Genomic DNA, 21,619 nt, shown 5'->3' with positions numbered 1-21,619 from the left:
GGGCACCGGCGCCGCCCGCACCCGGGCACCGGCGCCGTCCGCGCCCGGGCACCGGCGCCGTCCGCGCCCGGGCACCGGCGCCGTCCGCGCCCGAGCAGCGGCGCCGTCCGCATCCGAGCAGCGGCGCCGCCGCACCGGAGCACCTGCCCGCGCCGGTTGAGGACGCCTCCGCGCGGCGAGGGGCGACGGCGCGCGTGCGCAACGAGCGTGGGGGAGTGAGACGCCTGATGAAGGGGGACAGCAGCGTGGATGCGAGCGAGAACGGTACGCCCGGACGCGGGGACGGGACGCGGGTCGTGCACGCCGGGGTGCCGGCGGCCGTGGCAGGAGAGCCGTTCCTGCCGTCGCCGGTGTTCGTGGCGCCGTATCACCTCGATCCGGTCGCGGGCCCGAAGCCGGGCGTGGACGGATACGGGCGGTCGGACAACCGGACGTACCGAAACCTGGAAAAGGCGATCGGGGACCTCGAGGGCGGCGAGTGCGTCGTCTTCGCCTCCGGCATGGCGGCCATCACCGCGGTCCTGCTCGCCACGCTGCGCGCGGGTGAGACCGTCGTGCTGCCCTCCGACGGGTACTTCCTGACCCGCGCCTTCGCCGGCGAGCACCTGCCCGGGCGCGGGATCGAGGTGCGGACGATGCCGACGGCGGGACCGTACCCGTCGCTGGACGACGTGCGGCTGCTGCTGCTCGAGACGCCCTCGAACCCGGGGCTCGACGTGTGCGACATCGCCGGGCTCGCCGCGCGGGCGCACGCGGGCGGCGGCCTCGTCGCGGTCGACAACACCACGCCGACGCCGCTCGGGCAGCGGCCGCTCGACCTCGGTGCGGACTTCTCGGTCGCCTCGGCCACCAAGGCGCTGACCGGGCACTCCGACATGCTGCTCGGCTACGTCTGCGCCCGCGACCCGCAGCTGGTCGAGTCGATCCGCACGTGGCGCGCGCGGACGGGCGGCATCCCCGGCGCGTTCGAGGCGTGGCTCGCGCACCGCTCGCTCGGGACGCTCGACCTGCGCCTGAGCCGCCAGACGGCGAACGCGGCGGCGGTGACGGAGCTGCTGGCCGGGCACCCGGCGGTCGCATCCGTGCGGTGGCCCGGGCGCCCCGGCGACCCCGCGTTCGAGGCGGCGGCCCGGCAGATGCGCCGCATCCCGGGCGTCGTGACGTTCGTGCTGGCCGACAAGGCGGCCGTCGACCATTTCCTGGAGGCGTCCGAGCTGGTGTTCGCCGCGACGTCGTTCGGCGGCCTGCACTCCTCGGCCGACCGGCGGGCGCAGTGGGGCGACGACGCGCCCGACGGGCTCGTGCGCTTCTCGTGCGGGGTCGAGGACACCGCGGACCTGGTCGCGGACGTGCGCCGGGCGCTGGACGCCACGCTGCGCTGAACGCCACCGCGCGGCGCTGAAGGCGCTGAACGCCACCGCGCGGCGCTGAAGGCGCTGAACGCCACCGCGCGGCGCTGAAGGCGCTGAACGCCACCGCGCGGCGCTCCGACTCGAGTCCGGGACGCCCCGCGGGAGCGTGCTTCGCGGCGGCGGTGCGGTCAGGTGACGCGGAGCTGGCCGCGCAGGGCGCCGTCCGGGTACTTCGACGAGTGGACGTTCACGTAGTACCGCTGCGGGGCGTTCCACAGCCGCTCCGTCTGCCGGCGGCCGAGGTTCGTGCAGGCCGCGGCCGAGCCGTGCCACATCGGCTCGCTGAGGGCGGTCGCCACCGGGCCGTCGTGGCCGGAGAGTCCCCGGTGGATGTGGGCCTGGGTGATGTCGCCGTCGACGTCGCGCACGTGGAGCACGTAGCAGAGGCGGCCGTTGCGGTGCAGGGTCAGCAGGGCCACACCGGTCGCGTCGGGGTCGCCGCTGTTCCTGGGCACCTCCTGCTTGCCGCTGAGCGTCGCGACCAGGTTCACCTGCTGCTGCCGCGGCGGGGCGGGCGCGGCCGCGGCCGGTGCGGCGGGGGTCAGCAGGGCGGCGGACGCGAGCACCGTGAACAGCACGGACTTGGCGGGCATGAGGCAGCCTCCTCGAGATCGGTGCGCCCGGAGGCGCGGAGATCCGAACCGGGGAGGGCTCAGTGGCACAAGGGCGATGCGGCGGAGCTCAGCAGTGCAGGTCACCGGCCGGCGCGGACGGGACGGTGGCCACGATCGCCGGTGAAAGATTCACCAGCCACGAGCCCTCGGCGCCCTTCGGAACCACGACCTGGAGCGGGACCTGGCGGTCGACGGTGTGCCAGACCGTCTGCCCGGACTGCTCGTCCGCCCACCAACATACGTCCGACAGCCCCAGCAGCTGCGGGTTTTGCGGAACCGCCGGGGCGGCGCGGCCGCACGACAGGACGATCGCCGGGTCGCCGAACGCGGCGTTCTGCTCGCCCCCGGCGGTCACCTGGCGACGGTGCAGGCCGCCGAGGTCCTCGGGCAGCCGGGACACCAGCGCGCGGCACACCGCGGCCGGGGTCGGGTCGAGCCGGGGCGCCTCAGCCGATACCGGTGCGGTGCTCGGCGCCGAAGGGAACCCGCCCAGGACCCAGAACGCGACGATGCCCGCGACCAGCGCCAGGGGCAGCGCGGCGAAGGTCGCGAGCTTCGCCGGGCTCGGCGAGGGGCGCGCGGGCGCGTCCGGGCTCGTTACGGTCGGCACTACAAGTGCACCACCGAGCAGGTGACCGTGCGCGTGATGCCCGGCACCAGCTGGACCTTCGAGACGATGAGCTGACCCAGTTCGTCGATGTTGCGGGCCTCGGTGAGGACCACGACGTCGTAAGGCCCGGTGACCGCGTCGACGCGGACCACCCCGTTGAGCCCCTGAATGGCCGTGGCCACATCGCGGGCCTTGCCGACCTCTGTTTGGATCAGGATGTATGCCTGTACCACGACACGACTCCCTCCCTGCCGTCCGCACGCTGATCAGGCGTCAACCTACCGCAAGAATGGAATCGGCAAATCAACCGCCGTGCGTGATCATGCCACGACACGCGGCGGCGGCGACACTATCGAGCATCAGCTTGGAGGACGGGTGACCGTTTCAACCGCCGGAGAGTTCGGGCTCATCTCACGGGTGACGGCCCGGCTCGGGGCGGCGTCGCCCTTCGTACTGCTCGGACCGGGGGACGACGGGGCGATCGTCGCGACCCCGGACGCGCGCGTCGTGGCGAGCACCGACGTGCTCGTGGACGGGCGCCATTTCCGCCGCGACTGGTCCAGCGCGCGTGACGTCGGCCACCGCGCGGCCGCGGCCAACCTCGCCGACATCGCGGCCATGGGCGCCCGGCCCACGGCCCTCCTGGTGGCCCTGTGCGCCCCGGCGAACCTGCAGATCTCGTGGGCCGAGGAGCTCGCCGACGGCCTGGCCGCGGAGGCGGCGAAGACCGGCGCGACGGTCGTGGGCGGGGACACGTCGTCGAGCCCGACGCTGACCATCGCGGTGACCGCGCTCGGGGACCTGGACGGGCAGGCGCCGGTCCTGCGCTCGGGCGCGCACCCGGGCGACGTGGTGGCCGTCGCGGGGCGGATCGGGCACGCCGCGGCGGGGTACACGATCCTCTCCCGCGGCTTCCGCTCCCCGAAGCTGCTCGTCGACGCGCACCGGCGCCCCGACGTGCCGTACCATCTCGGCCCCGTCGCCGCGCGGATGGGCGCGACGTCCATGATCGACATCTCCGACGGGCTGCTGGCCGACCTCGGTCACATCGCCACGGCCAGCGGCGTCGGCATCGACGTGCGCCGCGACGCGTTCACGGTGCCCGAGGCCATGCACGCCGCCGCGACCGCACTGGGCGTCGACCCGTACGGCTGGCTGCTCGCCGGCGGCGACGACCACGCGCTGGCCGCCACCTTCCCGCCCGACGTCGAGCTGGGCGACGAGTGGCTCGTCGTCGGCTCCGTGGTGACCGCCAGCGTGTTCACCGCGGGTGAGGGCGTGACCGTGGACGGTCGCCGCTACACGGGCGGCGCCCCGGGCTGGGATCACTTCAAGTAAGGGCCGGTACGCTCGACGCTCGTGACCGAGATCGACATCCGGATGACCCGCTACGGCGCGCGGGTCGCCTCCGAGCTGACCACCGCCGCGCTCGCCGACCTGAGCGAGCGGTACGGCGGCGAGGGTGACTCCACCCCCGTTGAGCCCGTTGAGTTCGACCCGCCCGAGGGGGCCTTCCTCGTCGCCTACGTGGACCACGTGCCGGCCGGCTGCGTCGGCTTCCGCACGTTCGCCGAGGACGAGACGACGGCCGAGCTCAAACGCATGTACGTCGCGCCGCAGTTCCGCGGCCTCGGGATCGCCAAGGCGCTCCTGCGGGCCGTCGAGGACGCCGCGCGGGAGGCGGGCCGCAAGCGGATGTGGCTGGAGACGGGCACCGCGCAGCCGGAGGCGATCGGGCTGTACGAGCGCAGCGGATACGCGCGGATCGAGGACTTCGGCCACTACAAGGGCTACCCCGAGGTCCGCTCGTTCGGACGGGACCTCTGACGCCTGCCCGGGCACGACGAAAGGCCCCGTGACCGCGTCACGGGGCCTTTGCGGTGCCTGGGGTCAGCCCCGGACGACCTTGCCGGCCTTGAGGCAGGAGGTGCAGACCTGCACCTTCCGCGTGGTGCCGCCACCGGCCGGGGTGCGCACCGTCTGAATGTTGGGGTTCCAACGGCGGTTGGTCCGCCGGTGCGAGTGGGACACGTTGTGGCCGAAGCCCGGTCCCTTGCCGCAGACGTCGCACACGCTAGCCACGGGGATCTCCTGGGTTGATTGCAGTCTTGGGGCGGGAACGGACCCGCGCCGCGGCTCTCGTTCCAGGCGTCACCGGCCGGGTGAACGGCGGGCAACCCGGTAAGGCTACCTGATGCGGCCCCTCGACACCCAATCGGCCCTGTCGGCGCCCGCATCGGTGGGGAATGACCGCCTTCACCGTTAGGCTCTGCCGCGTGCCAGACAGTGTGGACGCCGCCGCCGTCCGCCGGTGGTGTGCCGGTGGCCTGGCCGCGCTGCGGCGCCATCAGGCCGAGATCGACGCGCTCAATGTGTACCCCGTGCCGGACGGCGACACCGGCACCAACCTGGTGCTCACGATGTCCTCGGCCGTCGAGGCGGCGGTGGGCGCGACGGCCGCCGAGACCATGCGCGGCGCCGCCCGGGGCGCGCTGCTCGGCGCGCGCGGGAACTCGGGGATCATCCTGGCCCAGCTCTTCAAGGGGCTCGCGGCCGGCCTGGAGCGCGCGGGCGCGGCCCCGGTGACCGGCGCCGTGCTGGCAGGGGCGCTCGACGACGCGGCCCGCGGGGCCTACGACGCGGTCGCCGCGCCGGTCGAGGGCACCGTGCTGACCGTCGGGGTCGCCGCCGCGAAGGCCGCCATCGCCGCCGGGGCGCACGGGGGCGTGGTCGCCGTGGCCCGGGCGGCCTCGCAGGGCGCGCGGGAGGCGCTCGCGCGGACGCCCGAGCAGCTGCCGGCGCTGGCCCGGGCCGGGGTCGTCGACGCGGGCGGGCGCGGCCTCGTGGTGCTGCTCGACGCGCTGGTGGAGACCCTGACCGGCGACGAGCCGCCCGACGCCCCGGTCACCGCGGCCGTGCCGGCCGGTGGCCGCCCGGGCGCGGCGGTCGAACGGGAGACCGGGTCGGCCGACTTCGCCTATGAGGTGCAGTACCTGCTCGAGGCGCCCGCGGACGCGGTGGAGACGCTGCGCGGCGCCCTCGCCGCGCTCGGCGACTCCCTGGTGATCGTCGGCGACGAGCCGACCTGGCACGTCCACGTGCACGTCAACGACGTCGGAGCGGCGATCGAGGCCGGCATCGCCGCGGGGCACCCGAGCCGGATCACCGTGACCCGCTTCGAGGACCAGATCGCGGCGCGCGCGGACGCCCCCGGCCCGGCGGGCGAGAGCGGCGGGCACCCCGATCGCGCCGTCGTGGTCGTGTGCAACGGGCGCGGGCTCGCGCGGCTGCTCGAGTCCGAGGGGGCGACGGTGCTGACCGGCAACCCGTCCACGCGCCAGCTCCTCGACGCGATCGTGGGCGCGGGGGCGGAGCGCGTCGTCGTGCTGCCCAACGACGCGAACGTGCTGGCCGTCGCCGCGGCCGCCGCGGGCGAGGCGCGCGCCGCCGGCGTCCGCGCGGGCGTGGTGCCCACCCGCTCCCCGGTGCAGGCGCTCGCCGCCATGGCCGTGCGCGACCCGGCGCGGCGCTTCGAGGACGACGTGATCGCCATGGCCGAGGCGGCCGCGCGGTGCCGGTCCGCCGAGGTCACCATCGCCGGGCGGGAGGCGCTGACGGTCGCCGGGCGCTGCCAGCCGGGCGACGTGCTCGCGATCGTCGACGGCGAGGTCAACCTCATCGGCCAGGACCTGCCGCAGACCGCCTGCCGGCTGCTGGACCGGATGCTTGCCGGTGGCGGCGAGCTCGTCACGCTCATCGCCGGCCGCGACGCGCCCGAGGGGCTCGGCGCGGCCCTGCGTGCCCACGTCGAGGGCTCGTGGCCGTTCGTGGAGGTCCAGTGCTACGAAGGGGGCCAGCCGCACTACCCACTCCTGGTGGGCGTCGAGTAGAGGAAACCTGGAGTTGGCCGACATCGACCTGAGCACACCGCTGTCGAAGGTCCTCGGGGGCAACGGCGCGAAGCTGCTCGCCGAGCACCTCGACCTGCACACGGTGGGCGACCTCGTGTACCACTTCCCGCGCCGGTACGAGGAGCGCGGCGAGCACACCGACATCCGCGCGCTGGAGATCGACACCGACGTCACCGTGTTCGGGCAGGTCAAACGCGTCAACTCCCGGTCGTTCGTGCAGCAGCGCGGCAACACCCGGGGCAAGCGGGGCTCGCTGGTCGAGGCGGTCATCGGCGACGACAGCGGCGGCGAGATCAGCGTCACGTTCTTCAACCAGCCGTGGCGGGAGAACCAGCTGCGCCCGGGCCGGTGGGGCCTCTTCTCCGGCAAGGTCGGCCGGTTCAACCAGAAGCTGCAGCTCAACCAGCCCGACTACGTCCTGCTCGACGCGGGCGAGGGCGAGGAGGCGGTCGAGGAGTTCGCCGGGGCGATCATTCCCGTGTACCCGGCGACCGCGCGCGTGCCCACATGGCGCATCGCCGCGGCCGTGCGCACCGTGCTCGACGTGCTGCCGCCGACGCCCGACCCGGTGCCGGCCCCGACGCGCGCGGCGCGGCGGCTGAGCTCGCTGGACAAGGCGCTGCGCGAGATCCACCGGCCCGAGTCCCAGCAGTCGCTCGCGGTCGCGCGGAGGCGACTGAAGTGGGACGAGGCGTTCGCGCTGCAGCTGACCCTGGTCCAGCGCAAGAAGCGCGCCGAGGACTGGCCGGCGGTGCCGCGCCCGCGCCGCGCCGACGGGCTGCTCGCGGCGTTCGACGCCGGGCTGCCCTACGAGCTGACCCGGGGCCAGCGCGACGTCGGCGACGAGATCGCGGCCGACATGGAGCGCGCCCACCCGATGCACCGCCTGCTGCAGGGCGAGGTCGGCTCGGGCAAGACCCTGTGCGCCCTGCGCGCCATGCTCCAGGTCGTCGACGCCGGCGGCCAGGCGGCGATGCTGGCCCCGACCGAGGTGCTGGCCGTCCAGCACCATCGCAACGTCACGGACCTGCTCGGCGCGATGGCCCGGGCCGGCGAGCTGGACGCCGCGCCGGAGGCGACCCGGGTCACCCTGCTGACGGGGTCCCTGGGCGCGGCCGCACGGCGGCAGGTGCTCGAAGACCTGCGCAGCGGCACCGCGGGCATCGTCGTCGGCACCCACGCCCTGCTCTACGAGGGCGTCGACTTCGCCGACCTGGGCCTCGTCGTCGTCGACGAGCAGCACCGCTTCGGCGTCGAGCAGCGCGACGCCCTGCGCACCAAGGCCGACCAGCCGCCGCACGTGCTCGTCATGACGGCGACGCCGATCCCGCGCACGGTCGCGATGACCGTCTTCGGCGACCTGGAGACCTCGGTGCTCAGCCAGCTGCCGCGCGGGCGCTCGCCGATCGCGTCGCACGTCGTGCCCGTCACCGAGAAGCCCGCGTTCCTGGACCGGGGCTGGCGGCGGCTGCGCGAGGAGGTGGCGAAGGGGCACCAGGCCTACATCGTGTGCCCCCGCATCGGCGACGCCGCCAAGTCCGACGGTGAGGACGTGCCGCCCACCAACGACGACGGGCGCCGGCCGCCGGTCGCGGTGCTGGACGTCGCGCCGCAGCTGGAGGAGGGCCCGCTGCACGGCCTGCGCATCGGGGTCCTGCACGGGCGCCTGCCGGCCGAGGAGAAGGACGCGATCATGCGTACCTTCTCCGAGGGCCGCCTCGACGTGCTCGTCGCCACCACGGTCATCGAGGTCGGCGTGGACGTGCCGAACTCGACGATGATGATGATCCTCGACGCCGACCGCTTCGGCGTCTCCCAGCTGCACCAGCTGCGCGGACGCGTCGGCCGGGGCAGCGCGCCGGGCCTGTGCCTGCTCGTCACCGAGTCCGGCGAGGGCACGCCCGCGCGGGCGCGCCTGGACGCGGTCGCCTCGACCACCGACGGGTTCAAGCTGGCCGAGCTCGACCTGGAGCAGCGCCGCGAAGGCGACGTGCTGGGGGCCTCGCAGTCCGGGCACCGTTCGCACCTGCGGCTGCTGTCGCTCCTGCGCGACTCGGAGCTGATCGGGGAGGCGCGCGCGGAGGCGGCGGAGCTGATCGCGGAGGACCGGGAGCTGGAGCGGCACCCGGCGCTGGCCGCGACGATCGCACGGCTGGTGGACGAGGAGCGGGCCGAGTACCTCGAGAAGGGGTGACGCGGATCACATCGATCGCGGCGGGCACCGAGGACGCGGCGCGGAGTGGCGTACGTCACCGCCTACTGTGGATCGTGTGACGCGGATCGTGGCCGGAGCGCTCGGTGGCCGCCGGCTGACCGTGCCGGCCGGGCAGGGCACGCGCCCCACGTCGGACCGGGTGCGCGAGGCGCTGTTCAGCAGCCTCGACAACCTGCTCGACCTCGACGGGGCGCGGTTCGCCGACCTGTACGCGGGCTCGGGCGCGGTCGGGCTCGAGGCGTGCTCGCGCGGGGCCGTGCACGTGCTGCTCGCCGAGGCCGACGCCAAGGCGGCCCGCGTCATCCGGAGCAACATCGCGGCGCTCGGGGTGGCCGGACGCGTACGACTGGTGACGGACAAGGTCGAGCGCCTCCTCGCGGGCGAACCGGACGAGGCCTACGACGCCGTGTTCATCGACCCGCCCTACGCCGTGACCGACGAGCGCGTCCGCGCGGTGCTCGAGGCGCTGGCCGCGCGCTGGCTCGCCCCGGACGCCGTCGTGGTGGTCGAGCGCTCCAGCCGCGGCGCGCCGATGGCCTGGCCGGACGGGCTGGACGCGGTCGCGGAGCGGCGCTACGGGGAGACGGCCCTGTGGTACGCCCGACTTGATCAGGACGGCTCGCGCACGAGTTAAGCGAACCTTTGGTACGGTCCCCGCTCATGAGGCTTGGGCTGGTGCAATGAGGCGCGCGGTCTGTCCGGGTTCGTTCGATCCGGTCACGAACGGGCACCTGGACATCGTGGGTCGGGCATCGCAGATGTTCGATGAGGTCGTCGTTGCGGTGCTGATCAATCAGAGCAAGGCGGGGCTGTTCACGGTCGACGAGCGGCTGGAGATGCTCGCGACGGTGACCGCGCCGTACGCCAATGTCCGGGTCGATGCCTTCCAGGGGCTGCTGGTCGACTTCTGCCACGCCAACGACATCGGCGCCATCGTCAAGGGCGTGCGCGTGGCCGGTGACTTCGACTACGAGCTGCAGATGGCCCAGATGAACTACGGCCTGGGCGGCATCGAGACGCTGTTCATGCCGACCAATCCGAAGTACTCCTTCGTGTCGTCGAGCCTCATCAAAGAGGTCGCCAAGTGGGGCGGCGACGTTTCGCCGCATGTACCCGATCTCGTGGCGAATCGCCTGCGTGAACGATTCGCATCGGTCCGAAACTAACTGCGAAACCCGAGTGGCGATGGAAGCGGCCTGGGGTTCCGGGCCGCATGATGGTTACGTCGTTCGACATTGGAACAGGAGTGACCGCAGGTGGACCCGCTCGAGAGCATCGACCAGATCATCGCGATGGTCGAGAGTGCACGGTCGGCGCCGATGTCGCGGAGCAACTTCGTGTTCGATCGCGCCGACATGATCAACCTGCTCGACCAGCTGCGTGCCGACCTGCCGGGTGAGCTGCGGCGCGCGAGTGCGCTGCTCGACGAGCGGGACAAGATCGTCGACGCCGGGCGGCGCGAGGCGGAGCGCATCATCGCCGAGGCCGAGGCCGAGCACACGCGCCTGGTGTCGATCAACGAGATCGTGGTCTCGGCCGAGCACGAGGCGTCGCGGATGATCAACGAGGCCCGCGCGGAGACGCAGCGGCTGCGCGACGAGGTCGACGACTACGTCGACACGGCGCTGGCCAACTTCGAGCAGTTCCTCACCCGGTCGCTGGCCTCGATCGAGCGCGGGCGCGACAAGATGCACGCGCTGCGGGAGATCGGCTCGTTCACCCCCCACGGTGAGGACGACCGGCCGTTGCCGTTCTGACGGGCGCGGTACCGTTGGGGGCGATTCGACGCGAGATCTGCCGCTCGGGTACCCTAGTCCGTCGGCCCTACCTGGCCGGAGTCTGAAGATGCCACATCAACCACAGCACCCGCACCTGGATCCCCGGTCGCCGCTGGTCCTCGAGACGAGAGACCTCCCACGCCGACCGGGAGCTCTGCATGCGGTGCGGCGGAGCGTGCCGGCGCCCAAGGACCTCGGCCTGGAGCTGATCGGCGTGCCCCATGGCGCCGAACTCGACCTCCAGCTGCGGATGGAGTCGGTGTCCGAAGGCGTGCTCGTCTCCGGCACCGTCACCGGCCCGCTGGCCGGCGAGTGCGGGCGCTGCCTACGCCCGATCAGCGACACGCTGGACGTCCCGATCCAAGAGTTCTATGCCTACGAGCACAGCACGACGGACGAGACGACCGATGAGGACGAGGTCGGACGGCTACAGGGCGACCTGATCGACCTGGAGCCGGCACTGCGGGACACGGTGGTGCTCTCCCTGGCCGCCAATCCCGTGTGCCGCGAAGACTGCCCAGGTCTGTGCCCCGAATGCGGGACACCGATCGACGAACTGCCCGAGGGCCACACCCACGAGCAGATCGACCCGCGCTGGGCCGCCCTGTCCCAGATCAAGACGTCAGAGGAGTAAGGTCCCGTGGCCGTTCCCAAGCGGAAGATGTCGCGCAGCAACACCCGGTCGCGCCGGAGCCAGTGGAAAGCCGTCGCGGTCTCCACTCAGCCGTGCCCGCAGTGCCGCTCGCCCAAGCTGCCTCACGCGGCGTGCTCGGTCTGCGGCACGTACAACGGCCGCCAGGTCATCGAGGTCTGATTACCGGATCCGGGTGACGCGATCCGACCGATCGCCGCACGGCGGGGAAATCCCGTCCGGCGTCGCGCGGATCGCCGTCGACCTCCTCGGCGGGGACGGGGCTCCCGCCGTCGTGGTTGACGGCGCTCTGCGCGCATGCAGCGCCGATCCAGACCTCCATCTCCTCCTCGCCGGCCCACGGGACGTGGCCGACGAGGTCATCGGCGCGCTCCCGGTCGCTGACCGCGAGCGCGTCAGTGTCAGCGTCATCGACGCCGCCATCGGCATGGCCGACTCGCCGCTGCGCAACATCCGCCGCTCCACGTCGGTGCGCGCGGCCGCCGAGGCGGTCTACACCGGCCGCGCGGACGCGATGGTCTCCGCGGGCTCCAGCGGCGCCGCCGTCGCCGCGTCCGCGCACGTGCTCGGGCGCATGCGCGGCGTGCGCCGCCCCGGGCTCGCCGCGCAGCTGCCCACCGCCCATGGGCCCGTGCTCCTGATCGACGTCGGGGTGACCCTCGACGCGACCATGCTCGAGCTCGTCCAGCACGCCGTTCTCGGCACCGCCTACGCGTCCGTGGGCCTGGGCATCGCGCGCCCGCGCGTCGGGCTGCTGTCCATCGGCAGCGAGCCGGGCAAGGGCGACCGGCTGCGCCGCGCGGTGTCGATCGCGCTGTCGGACATTCCGTTGCCCGCGGGCGGACGCTACGTCGGTCTCGTCGAGGGTTTCGACGTACCGCGCGGAGGCCCCGCCGATGTCGTCGTGACCGACGGATTCACCGGAAACGTCCTGCTCAAGGGGCTCGAGGGTGCGATGGCCGTGACTCGCCCGGCGTTCGCGCCGGCGCAGCGCTCGGCCGCGGCCGACGGGTCCCCCGACGGTGCGGCGCACGGCACCCCCGACGCGCCCGCGCGGCACGAGGCCGCGGCCGTACTGCTCGGAGTGGCGGGCGACGTCGTCGTCTGCCACGGCTCGGCCGCCGGCGCGGAGATCGCCGACGGTATCGCCCTCGCCGCACGCCTACACCGCGACCGCATCACCCCCGCGGTCGCGGGACTCGCCGACGATCTGCTGACCGAACTCTCCTCGGCCGGCGGCCTCACCATCCGTGACGCACTGGGAGAGCGCTCGTGAAGAACCAGAACAGCCTCGAGGCCGCCTTCGGCGTCGACTTCGATCCGGACATGCTCAAGCGGGCGCTGACGCACCGCTCGTACGCGTACGAGAACGGGGGTCTGCCCACCAACGAGCGGCTGGAGTTCCTCGGCGACGCGGTGCTCGGGGTGGTCATCACGACCGCCCTGTTCCAGAACCACCCGAAGCTCGCCGAGGGCCAGCTCGCGAAGCTGCGCGCCAGCGTCGTGAACATGCGCGCCCTCGCGGACGTCGCGCGGCGGCTCGGACCCGGTGGCATCGGGCCGTTCCTGCTGCTCGGCCGCGGCGAGGAGGCGACGGGCGGCCGCGACAAGGCCAGCATCCTCGCGGATACGCTGGAGGCGCTGATCGGCGCCATCTACCTGCAGTACGGCCTGGACACCACCGCCCAGGTGATCCACAAGCTCTTCGACGGGCTGATGGCCGAGGCGGCGATGCGCGGGGCCGGTCTCGACTGGAAGACCAGCCTGCAGGAGCTGACCGCCGGGCGCGGGCTCGGGGTGCCCGAGTACCGCATCGACGAGGAGGGCCCCGACCACGCCAAGCGGTTCACCGCCTGGGTGATCGTCGCGGGGAAGCGCTACGGCGGGTCGCAGGGCGGCAGCAAGAAGGAGGCCGAGCAGCGCGCGGCCGAGGCGGCCTGGCGGGAGCTGTCCGGCGTCCAGCCGGAGTCCGCCGCCTACGCCATCGCCGAGGCGCCCGGTGACACGCACAAGGTCAGCAAGGGCAGCAAGACCAAGCACACGAACGCGGACATCACCGAGACCGACACCGCCGAGGAACCGCGCCCCGATGACGACGATGACGCCGGTCAATGAGATCACCCAGCGCGTCCGCACCACGCTCATCGCATTCCCGCTGGGCATCTATGCGCTGAGCCGCCTGGTGCAGCTGGCGCTGCTGTGGTGGATGTCGCCCGACGACAAGATCCGCGACCGCCTCCTCGCCTGGGACGGCGGGCACTTCGTCCGCGTCGCCGAGGAGGGCTACCCGACCGGGTACAGCTACGACGGCGAGGGCCACCTGACCGGCAACGGCCTGGCGTTCTTCCCCGGATACCCGATGACGGTCCGCCTCGTGCACCTCATCACCCGCCTGGACTACGGCACCGCCGCGATCACCGTGTCCTGGATCGCGGGCGGGGTCGCGGCCGTGCTGCTGTGCGCGCTCGGCACGCGGCTCTACGACGAGCGGACCGGCCTGGCCCTCACCGCGCTGTTCTGCGTGCAGCCGATGTCGATGGCGCTGTCGATGGGGTACTCCGAGGCGCTGTTCACCGCGTTCGTCGTGGGCATGCTGCTGTTCGCGCACCGGGGCGCCTGGCTCCTCGCCGGCGTCCTCGGGCTCGCGGCGGGGCTGACCCGGCCCACGGGCGCGGCCGCGGCGATCGCGCTCGCCGTGGCTGCGGTGATCGCGATCGTCAACAAGCGCCGCGCGGGCGCGGGGGAGGGGGTCTGGAAACCGATTCTGGGCGCCGTCGTCGCGCTCGCGGGCGTGCCGGCCTACCTGCTGTGGGTCGGGCTGCGGGTGGGGGACCTGCACGCGTGGTTCGACATCCAGACCGCGGGCTGGGGCACGACGTTCGACTACGGCGACTCGACGCTGACGTTCCTGCGCGACGCGTTCAAGGCCGGCGACGGCTGGATCCAGGTCAGCATCGCGTGGATGCTCATCGGTGTCGTGATCCTGGCCGTCGTCGCGCTGGTCCGGCGGGTGTGGCCGCCGCTGGCCGTCTATGGCCTGATCGTGCTCGTCCTGGTGCTCGGCCAGGCCGGGTACTACCACTCCAAGCCGCGCCTGCTCGTGCCCGCGCTGCTGATCCTGGTGCCGCCCGCGGTGGCGCTCGGACGCGCGCGGCCGCGCACCGCGGCGCTAGTGTTGGCCGCCTGCGGTGCGTTCGGGCTGTGGTACGGCTCGTACCTGATCACCGTCTGGCACTACGCGATCTAGAGGGGCCTCCATGCCTGAGCTGCCCGAGGTCGAGACCGTCCGCCGCGGCCTCGACAAGTGGGTGTCCGGCCGGCGCATCGCCACGGTCGAGGTGCTGCACCCGCGCGCGATCCGCCGCCACGTCCCCGGGCCCGAGCACTTCGCGGGCATCCTCGCGGGCCGGCGCGTGGGCTCGGTGATGCGCCGGGGCAAGTACCTCTGGCTGCCCCTCGATGACGAGGACGCCCTCGTCGGCCACCTCGGCATGTCCGGCCAGCTGCTCATGCAGCCCGTCGAGGCCGCGGCCGAGATCCACCTGCGGGTGCGGCTCACCTTCGACGACGACGGGCCCGAGTTGCGCTTCGTCGACCAGCGCACGTTCGGCGGCCTGAGCGTCTCGCTCGGGGGCGCCGTGCTGCCGGGCGAGCTCGCGCACATCGCGCTCGACCCGGTCGACCCGCTGTTCGCCGACGACGCGTTCGTGGAGCGGCTGCGCAAGCGGCGCACCGAGGTCAAGCGGGCGCTGCTCGACCAGACGCTGATCTCGGGCGTGGGCAACATCTACGCGGACGAGGCGCTGTGGCGGGCCCGGCTGCACGGCGCGCGCGACACGTCGCAGCTTTCCCGGCCCGTCGTACGCCGCCTGCTCGCCCACGTCCGCGACGTGCTCAACGAGGCCATCGGACAGGGCGGGACGAGCTTCGACGCGCTGTACGTGAACGTCAACGGCGAGAGCGGCTACTTCGAGCGCTCCCTGAACGCCTACGGCCGCGAGGGCCTGCCCTGCAACCGGTGCGGCAGCCCGATCCGGCGGGAGGCGTTCATGAACCGGTCCTCGTACTCCTGCCCGCGCTGCCAGCCGCGGCCCCGTCTCGCACCACGCTGAGCGCGCGGTAGGGGCGCGGGCGCCGGGGCGCCGGGGTGGGCCGGTCGCGCTCGGCGCCGAGCTCCGCCAGGCCGGGCACGAGGCCGCACCAGGCGGGCAGGTCCGCGTAGGGGTCGGGTGCGCCGAGGTCGGTGACGAGCCCGAAGCCGGCCCCGCGGCTCACCTGCATCCGCGCGGCCTCGTCGAGCTCCCACGGCGGCACGGCGTGCACCAGGTGCCCGTCGCCCGGGCGCGAGCCCTCGCCGGACCAGCGCCGGTACTCCCGCCAGCTGCCGTCGAACACGCACACCGGCAGGCCGAGGTCGCGGTACGCCTCGTCCGGCGGCTCACCCGGGTTCAGCACCACGTCGGGCAGGTCGGCGCGGGCGGCGGACTGCGCGACGACCGCGACCGGGCCGATCGCGTACGGGCTGACCGGCGTGCGGTCGAGGAAGACGCCGCGCACCGGGTACCCGCTCCAGCGGTACACGTCCGCGCGGATCTGCGCGACCGGGCGCGTGCCGTAGTCGACGTCCACGTAGCCGAGCAGCCGGACGCCCGCCGCGGCCAGGCGGCTCATGGCCGCGGTCCAGACCGGGTCCCGGCCGCTGCCGGGCCCGCTCGCGACGTCGACGACGACGGTGAACGCCGGACCGTGTCCCGCGACGATCTCCCATGCGTGTGGCCGGGCCAGCGGATGCGCCCGCAGTGGCAGGAGCGTCGGAACCCGGTCCACGACCGGACTAACGATGCTGGGCCCCCTCAAGCACGGCCGGTGTCCACGGTCCAGTAGGCCGTGCGGCCGCGCATGGCGGCCCCGACGCCGATCGATGTGATGTCGCAGTCGAGCAGCATGTCCTTCGTGTCGTCGTCGTGCATCCAGCGCTTGACGACGTCGCCGGCGTCGCCGCCCTTGGCGGTCAGCTCGTCGGCGAACCCGCCGCTGAAGCCGGCCGCGCTGATCCGGTCCTGCGGGCTGCTGCCGTCGCTGCCCCTGGTGCCGGTGAAGTCCCGGGCCGCCATGTCCGCCGCGTGCCCCCGCGCGGCGGTGCGCAGCTTGCCGTCGACCTGCAACGCCTCGCACCGGTGCTTGCGCCGCTCGCCGTTGATCTGCTGCACGACGCGGTCCTCGTAGCCGGCATTGAAGTTCGCGGCCACGAGCGTGGTCTGGGCCGTGGTCGGCGTGGGGGTCCCGGTGGTCGGCTCGGGCGCGGGCGCGCTGCTCGTGTCGGCGGCGCTCGGGGGCGCGACGTCGGGCGGGGGACCGGCCGCCTGCGGGGCCGACGCGTCGCCGCCGCCGCCGAGCGACGGGATGATCACGGCGCCGAGGCCGAAGACGATGAGGACGGCGGTGACGATCGCGGCGATTCCGGTCGGGCCGAGTCTCGCCGTGAGACCCGTCATCGCACTCTCCCGGCCCGTTGTCCCCAGAATTCCCGGACATGACGCTACTTTGCAGTGGCGCCGCGGGGCAACCGGTGGCACACTGCCACGATCGGCGCGGCGTGATGATCACGCACCCGGGTGAGTGAGAACACCCTGGCCAGCACGTTTGGCGTGCCTCTGCGCTTGACTAAGTCGCGCCCCGGAAGGAACATAGAGGGGTCGCCAGTCGCGCCCATTCATGCCCTTGTGCTTCGGTCGCGGGTGCTGGGCGCGCGTTTGCCGGAGTCGACCGGCTGCGCTTAACAAGGAGACGATATGGCTAAGGCCCTCTACGGCCACGTAGGCAGCGCGCCCGACCGGCGCCTCGTCGACGAGGTCACCCAACTGCGTGCCAAGGTTCGGGCGCTCGAGTTCGAGGTCGTTCGGCTCCGCGCCGAAAACGACCGGCTCGCCGCGGCGGCATCGGAAGCGGACCACTTGGTCCGTCTCGCCGAGCCGGCGATGGCCTGATTTTTCAGGTCACCGCAGCCTGCGCAGAACTGCACAGTAAACCCGCGCGCCGACATCCTCTGGGTCTCGGCGCGCAGTCATGTAACGATCCGATCGTCCGATTGGTTGCGCACGTGGTTTGAGTGGCCCGAGTGAGCGGTGTGAGCACGACACGCGCATTATGGTGTGCGGTGCTGCAGGGGAGGGTAGTGTCCCGGCGGTAGCCTGCCCGGTAACACACCTCGACCACCGTGGAGATCCGTGCACCTCAAGACCCTGACGGCCAAGGGCTTCAAGTCCTTCGCGTCGACCACCACGCTGAAGCTCGAGCCGGGCATCACCTGTGTCGTCGGGCCGAACGGCTCCGGCAAGTCCAACGTGGTCGACGCCATCGCCTGGGTGCTCGGCGAGCAGGGCGCGAAGGCGCTGCGCGGCGGCAAGATGGAAGACGTCATCTTCGCCGGGACCGCGAGCCGCGCCCCCCTGGGACGCGCCGAGGTCACCCTCACGATCGACAACAACGACGGTGCGCTGCCGATCGACTACACCGAGGTGTCGATCACCCGCCGCATGTTCCGATCGGGTGAGAGCGAGTACGAGATCAACGGCAACTCCTGCCGCCTGCTCGACATCCAGGAGCTGCTCTCCGACTCCGGCATCGGCCGCGAGATGCACGTGATCGTCGGCCAGAACCGCCTCGACGGCGTCCTGCACGCCCGGCCCGAGGACCGCCGCGCCTTCATCGAGGAAGCGGCCGGCGTCCTCAAGCACCGCAAGCGCAAAGAGAAGGCCATCCGCAAGCTCGAGGCGATGGCGGCCAACCTCAACCGCCTCGGTGACCTCACCACCGAGCTGCGCCGCCAGCTCAAGCCGCTCGGGCGCCAGGCCGAGGTCGCCCGGCGTGCCGCGGGCATCCAGGCCGACCTGCGCGACGCCCGGCTGCGACTGCTCGCCGACGACCTGCACACGCTGCGCGAGACCCTCGACCGCGAGATCGCCGACGAGACGGCCCTGCGCGCGCGGCGCGAGGAGGTCGAGGCCGAGGTCGAGGCGATCAGCGAGCGCCTGAGCACCCTCGAGGCCGAGCACGCCGCCGACGCCCCGGCCCTGGCCGCGGCCCAGGACACGTGGTACCAGCTGTCGACGCTGCAGGAGCGGTACCGCTCCCTGCACCAGCTCGCCGCCGAGCGCCACCGCAACCTCGCCGCCGCCCCCGTCGACGAGCGCCCCGGGCGCGACCCCGACCAGCTCACCGCCGAGGCCGACAAGGTCCGCGAGCAGGAGGAGGAGCTGCGCGCCGCGCTGGAGGCGAGCCAGGAGCGCCTCGCCGAGGCCGTCGAGCGCCGCCAGGACCTCGAGCGCCGCCTCGCCTTCGCCGAGAAGGCCATCGTCGCGGCGCACAAGGCCATCGCCGACCGCCGCGAGGGCCTGGCCAAGCTCACCGGCCAGGTCGAGTCCGCCCGCTCCCGCGCGAACGCCGCCGGCGACGAGATCGAGCGGCTCTCCATCCAGCTCGCCGAGGCCGAGGCGCGCTCGGAGGCGGCCCAGGGCCTCTACGACGAGGCGAGCGCGGGCGCGTCGGTCGCCGACAACGCGGGCGCCGACCTGGAGATGCGCCACCAGGAGGCGACCCGCGAGCTCGACGCGATCAACAACGAGGTGCGCCAGCACAACGACGCCGAGCGCGCCGCGGAGAAGGACGCCGCGCAGTGGAAGGCCCGCGAGGAGGCGCTCGCCATGGGCCTGCGCCGCAAGGACGGCGCCGGCACCCTGCTGGCCCGCTCCGACCGCGTGCCCGGCCTGCTCGGCAGCGTCGCCGCCCTGCTGTCGGTCGAGGCGGGCCACGAGGCGGCCCTCGCCGCCGCGCTGGGCGTCCTGGCCGATGCCGTCGCCGTCTCCGGCGTCGAGGGCGCGGTCGCCGCGGTCGAGATGCTCAAGCAGGACGACGCCGGCCGTGCCGCGCTGCTCATCGCCTCCGCGCCCATGCTCGACACGCCGCCGGTCGAGCGGGTGCCGCTGCCCCCGGGCGCGGCGTGGGCGATGGACCTGGTGCGCGCCCCCGAGGAGCTGCGCCCGGCCCTGGAGCGCGCCCTCGGCGACGTGGTGTTCGCCCCCGACCTCGCGACCGCGCGCCGCATCGTGTCCTACGCACCCGCGCTGCGCGCCGTCACGCCCGAGGGCGACGTCATCGGCGCCTATGCCGCGGCCGGCGGCTCCGGCAAGCAGCACAGCTTCATCGAGGTCCAGGCGGCCGTCGAGGAGGCCCGCCAGCAGAAGGTCGACGCCGAGCGCCGCGTCGCCGAGGCGCGGGAGCTGCTCGGCCTGGCCCGCGGCGCGGCCGCCGCGGCCAAGCAGGTCGTCGCCGAGACCGCCGCGGCCAAGAAGGAGGCCGACACCGTCCGCAACGCGGCCGCGCGCCGCCTCGCCGAGCTGGGCGCGGCCGCGAAGTCGGCCCGGGCCGAGGTCGAGCGGCACGCCGCGGCGAAGGCCAAGGCGGAGGCGGCCCGGGAGTCCGGCCGCGCCAGCCTCGCCGACCTCGAGGAGCGCCTGGCGCTGGCCGAGGAGACCCCGATCGACGACGACCCCTCCACGCAGGAGCGCGACGACCTCGCCGGCGAGGTGCCGGTCGCGCGGCAGCAGGAGATGGAGGTCCGCCTCGCGGTGCGCACCGCCGAGGAGCGCGTCGGCGCCCTCGCCGGCCGCGCGGACGCGCTGCTGCGCCAGGCCGCCGCCGAGCGGGCCGCCCGGGAGCGCGCCGCCGCCCGCAAGGCCACCCGCGCCCGGGGCGCCCGCATCGCCGAGGCCGTGGCCGACGGCGCCGCGTTCGCCCTGGAGCGGCTCGTCGACTCGATCGCCGAGGCGCAGGAGACCCGCGACACCCTCGCCGCCACGCGCGCCGAGCGCGAGTCGGCCCTCACCGACGTGCGCGGGCGCGCCAAGCACCTCAACGCCGAGCTCGACCGGCTCACCAACGCCGTGCACCGCGACGAGGTGGCCCGGGCCGAGCAGCGCATGCGCATCGAGCAGCTCGAGAGCCGCTCGGCCGAGGAGTTCGGCCTCGACGCCGACACCCTCGTCGCCGAGTACGGCCCCCACCTGCCCGTCCCGCCGACCGCGCCCGAGGTCGCCGCGGCCGAGGCGGACAAGCGGCCCGTGCCCGAGCCGGTCCCCTTCGACCGCGCCACCCAGGAGAAGCGCGCCGCCAAGGCCGAGCGCGAGCTGAACCTGCTCGGCAAGGTCAACCCGCTGGCGCTGGAGGAGTTCGCGGCGATGGAGGAGCGCTACAAGTTCCTCTCCGACCAGCTCGAGGACCTCAAGGCCACCCGCCGCGACCTGCTCACCGTGGTCAAGGACGTCGACGACCGCATCCTCGAGGTGTTCACCAGCGCCTACCACGACACCGCGCGCGAGTTCGAGCAGGTCTTCTCGGTGCTGTTCCCGGGCGGCGAGGGCCGCCTCGTGCTCACCGACCCGGAGGACATGCTCACGACCGGCATCGAGGTCGAGGCGCGGCCGCCCGGCAAGAAGATCAAGCGCCTCTCGCTGCTGTCCGGCGGCGAGCGCTCGCTGACCGCCGTCGCCCTGCTGTGCGCGATCTTCCGCGCCCGCCCCAGCCCGTTCTACATCATGGACGAGGTCGAGGCCGCCCTGGACGACGTCAACCTGGGCCGCCTCATCACCCTCTTCGAGCAGCTGCGGGAGCGCAGCCAGCTGATCATCATCACCCACCAGAAGCGCACGATGGAGGTCGCCGACGCCCTCTACGGCGTCACCATGCGATCCGGCGTCACGGAGGTCATCTCCCAGCGCCTGCGGACGGAAGAGGCAGCGTGATCCAACGGCCCACGGCCCTGCTCATCGACTTCGACGGGGTCCTGCGCACGTTCGACCCCTCGACAAATGCCAAGATCGAGCAACGGTACGGTCTGGAGCCCGGGACGGTCCTCGACACCGCCCTCGAGTGGGATCGCCTGCTGCCGGCCATCACGGGCCGCATGACGCGCGCCGAGTGGCTCGCGACCGTGGCCGCGGACCTCGCGCCGCGGGTCGGCGGGCCGGAGCGCGCCACCGAGCTGATGGCGGAGTGGCAGGTCTACCCGGGCGACGTCGCGGCGGACGTCCTGGCCTTCGTCCGCGACGTGCGCGCCGCCGGCCTGCCCGTGTGCCTCGCGACCAACTCGACGATCGAGTTCCCCGACGTGCTCGCCTCGTTCGGCCTCACCGACGAGTTCGACGCGGTCGCGCTCTCGGCCGAGCTCGGGGTGCACAAGCCCGCCAAGGAGTACTTCCAGGCCGCCTGTGCCCTCATCGGCACCCCGCCGCCGCGCTGCCTGCTGGTCGACGACACCGACCGCATGATCCGCGGCGCGCGGGCGGCGGGCCTCTCGGCGTACCGCTACACGCCCGGCGACGATCTCACCTATCCGCGCCGGGCGCTGGGCCTGTAGCTCGACCGTCGGG

General features: G+C 73.5%; 23 protein-coding genes. 17 read left to right on the top strand and 6 right to left on the bottom strand.

Annotated features, from left to right (window positions below; genetic code table 11):
* Nucleotides 1–227 precede the first annotated feature (227 nt).
* Nucleotides 228–1,382: a cystathionine gamma-lyase gene (locus AC6JBM_RS36485; RefSeq protein ID WP_497986596.1), complete on the top strand. Its 1,155-nt coding sequence runs from the start codon at nt 228–230 to the stop codon at nt 1,380–1,382.
* A 158-nt stretch (nt 1,383–1,540) separates the two neighbouring features.
* Here AC6JBM_RS36485 and AC6JBM_RS36480 read toward each other — a convergent pair whose 3' ends face one another.
* The 3 genes from AC6JBM_RS36480 to AC6JBM_RS36470 all read right to left on the bottom strand — a co-directional run bounded on the left by AC6JBM_RS36480 (nt 1,541) and on the right by AC6JBM_RS36470 (nt 2,869).
* Nucleotides 1,541–2,005: a CHRD domain-containing protein gene (locus tag AC6JBM_RS36480; protein ID WP_497978473.1), complete on the bottom strand. Its 465-nt coding sequence runs from the start codon at nt 2,003–2,005 to the stop codon at nt 1,541–1,543.
* A gap of 88 nt (nt 2,006–2,093) precedes the next feature.
* Nucleotides 2,094–2,636: a DUF3515 family protein gene (locus tag AC6JBM_RS36475; RefSeq protein ID WP_497978472.1), complete on the bottom strand. Its 543-nt coding sequence runs from the start codon at nt 2,634–2,636 to the stop codon at nt 2,094–2,096.
* On the bottom strand, nt 2,636–2,869 hold the full coding sequence (locus AC6JBM_RS36470; protein WP_433057384.1) for an Lrp/AsnC family transcriptional regulator: 234 nt from the start codon (nt 2,867–2,869) through the stop codon (nt 2,636–2,638). Before AC6JBM_RS36470 ends, AC6JBM_RS36475 begins: the two co-directional genes overlap by 1 nt.
* A gap of 142 nt (nt 2,870–3,011) precedes the next feature.
* Between AC6JBM_RS36470 and AC6JBM_RS36465 the strand changes: the two genes are divergently transcribed.
* On the top strand, nt 3,012–3,974 hold the full coding sequence (locus AC6JBM_RS36465) for a thiamine-phosphate kinase (RefSeq protein WP_497978471.1): 963 nt from the start codon (nt 3,012–3,014) through the stop codon (nt 3,972–3,974).
* A gap of 42 nt (nt 3,975–4,016) precedes the next feature.
* On the top strand, nt 4,017–4,463 hold the full coding sequence (locus AC6JBM_RS36460; protein WP_497986595.1) for a GNAT family N-acetyltransferase: 447 nt from the start codon (nt 4,017–4,019) through the stop codon (nt 4,461–4,463).
* Between the two features lie 63 nt (nt 4,464–4,526).
* Here AC6JBM_RS36460 and rpmB read toward each other — a convergent pair whose 3' ends face one another.
* A complete protein-coding gene (gene rpmB / locus AC6JBM_RS36455; protein ID WP_190249618.1) occupies nt 4,527–4,718 on the bottom strand; it encodes a 50S ribosomal protein L28 in 192 nt (63 codons plus the stop codon).
* A 194-nt stretch (nt 4,719–4,912) separates the two neighbouring features.
* Here rpmB and AC6JBM_RS36450 point away from each other — a divergent pair, with 194 nt between their 5' ends.
* The 11 genes from AC6JBM_RS36450 to mutM all read left to right on the top strand — a co-directional run bounded on the left by AC6JBM_RS36450 (nt 4,913) and on the right by mutM (nt 15,304).
* The gene (locus tag AC6JBM_RS36450; protein WP_497978470.1) at nt 4,913–6,526 is read left to right on the top strand and encodes a DAK2 domain-containing protein; all 1,614 of its coding nucleotides are present in this window, start codon (nt 4,913–4,915) and stop codon (nt 6,524–6,526) included.
* Nucleotides 6,527–6,533: 7 nt separating this feature from the next.
* Nucleotides 6,534–8,741: an ATP-dependent DNA helicase RecG gene (gene recG / locus AC6JBM_RS36445; RefSeq protein ID WP_497986594.1), complete on the top strand. Its 2,208-nt coding sequence runs from the start codon at nt 6,534–6,536 to the stop codon at nt 8,739–8,741.
* Between the two features lie 76 nt (nt 8,742–8,817).
* Entirely contained in the window at nt 8,818–9,396 is a 579-nt protein-coding gene (rsmD, locus tag AC6JBM_RS36440; RefSeq protein WP_497978469.1) for a 16S rRNA (guanine(966)-N(2))-methyltransferase RsmD, read from the top strand.
* 46 nt (nt 9,397–9,442) lie between these two features.
* Entirely contained in the window at nt 9,443–9,928 is a 486-nt protein-coding gene (coaD, locus tag AC6JBM_RS36435) for a pantetheine-phosphate adenylyltransferase (protein WP_350621100.1), read from the top strand.
* 90 nt (nt 9,929–10,018) lie between these two features.
* On the top strand, nt 10,019–10,519 hold the full coding sequence (locus tag AC6JBM_RS36430) for an ATP synthase subunit B family protein (RefSeq protein WP_350621098.1): 501 nt from the start codon (nt 10,019–10,021) through the stop codon (nt 10,517–10,519).
* 88 nt (nt 10,520–10,607) lie between these two features.
* The gene (locus AC6JBM_RS36425) at nt 10,608–11,174 is read left to right on the top strand and encodes a YceD family protein (RefSeq protein WP_497978468.1); all 567 of its coding nucleotides are present in this window, start codon (nt 10,608–10,610) and stop codon (nt 11,172–11,174) included.
* A gap of 6 nt (nt 11,175–11,180) precedes the next feature.
* Nucleotides 11,181–11,354, top strand: coding sequence for a 50S ribosomal protein L32 (rpmF, locus tag AC6JBM_RS36420; protein ID WP_259861936.1), 174 nt, complete (start codon nt 11,181–11,183; stop codon nt 11,352–11,354).
* Nucleotides 11,355–11,367: 13 nt separating this feature from the next.
* A complete protein-coding gene (locus AC6JBM_RS36415) occupies nt 11,368–12,468 on the top strand; it encodes a phosphate acyltransferase PlsX (RefSeq protein ID WP_497978467.1) in 1,101 nt (366 codons plus the stop codon).
* 50 nt (nt 12,469–12,518) lie between these two features.
* Complete coding sequence (gene rnc, locus AC6JBM_RS36410; RefSeq protein WP_497986593.1) at nt 12,519–13,307, top strand: ribonuclease III; 789 nt, start codon at nt 12,519–12,521, stop codon at nt 13,305–13,307.
* Nucleotides 13,291–14,439 carry a mannosyltransferase family protein gene (locus tag AC6JBM_RS36405; protein WP_497978466.1) on the top strand — a complete coding sequence of 383 codons (1,149 nt, stop codon included), beginning with the start codon at nt 13,291–13,293 and terminating at the stop codon, nt 14,437–14,439. Before rnc ends, AC6JBM_RS36405 begins: the two co-directional genes overlap by 17 nt.
* Nucleotides 14,440–14,449: 10 nt before the next feature.
* Nucleotides 14,450–15,304 (top strand): bifunctional DNA-formamidopyrimidine glycosylase/DNA-(apurinic or apyrimidinic site) lyase, encoded by an 855-nt coding sequence (gene mutM / locus AC6JBM_RS36400; protein ID WP_350621088.1) that lies wholly within the window; start codon nt 14,450–14,452, stop codon nt 15,302–15,304.
* On the opposite strand, the gene AC6JBM_RS36395 is transcribed toward mutM, so the two are convergent.
* Nucleotides 15,240–16,019 (bottom strand): spherulation-specific family 4 protein, encoded by a 780-nt coding sequence (locus AC6JBM_RS36395; protein WP_497978465.1) that lies wholly within the window; start codon nt 16,017–16,019, stop codon nt 15,240–15,242. The genes mutM and AC6JBM_RS36395 overlap by 65 nt on opposite strands.
* A 26-nt stretch (nt 16,020–16,045) precedes the next feature.
* Nucleotides 16,046–16,687, bottom strand: coding sequence for a CAP domain-containing protein (locus tag AC6JBM_RS36390; RefSeq protein ID WP_497978464.1), 642 nt, complete (start codon nt 16,685–16,687; stop codon nt 16,046–16,048).
* Nucleotides 16,688–16,984: 297 nt separating this feature from the next.
* Here AC6JBM_RS36390 and AC6JBM_RS36385 point away from each other — a divergent pair, with 297 nt between their 5' ends.
* The 3 genes from AC6JBM_RS36385 to AC6JBM_RS36375 all read left to right on the top strand — a co-directional run bounded on the left by AC6JBM_RS36385 (nt 16,985) and on the right by AC6JBM_RS36375 (nt 21,606).
* Complete coding sequence (locus tag AC6JBM_RS36385; RefSeq protein WP_360369483.1) at nt 16,985–17,179, top strand: hypothetical protein; 195 nt, start codon at nt 16,985–16,987, stop codon at nt 17,177–17,179.
* A 240-nt stretch (nt 17,180–17,419) separates the two neighbouring features.
* Nucleotides 17,420–20,992: a chromosome segregation protein SMC gene (gene smc, locus AC6JBM_RS36380; protein WP_497978463.1), complete on the top strand. Its 3,573-nt coding sequence runs from the start codon at nt 17,420–17,422 to the stop codon at nt 20,990–20,992.
* On the top strand, nt 20,989–21,606 hold the full coding sequence (locus tag AC6JBM_RS36375) for an HAD family hydrolase (RefSeq protein WP_350621078.1): 618 nt from the start codon (nt 20,989–20,991) through the stop codon (nt 21,604–21,606). The genes smc and AC6JBM_RS36375 overlap by 4 nt, the downstream gene beginning before the upstream one ends.
* Nucleotides 21,607–21,619: the final 13 nt, after the last annotated feature.

This window comes from Dactylosporangium thailandense, from assembly GCF_059739745.1.
This window is presented reverse-complemented; position numbering and strand designations above follow the sequence as displayed.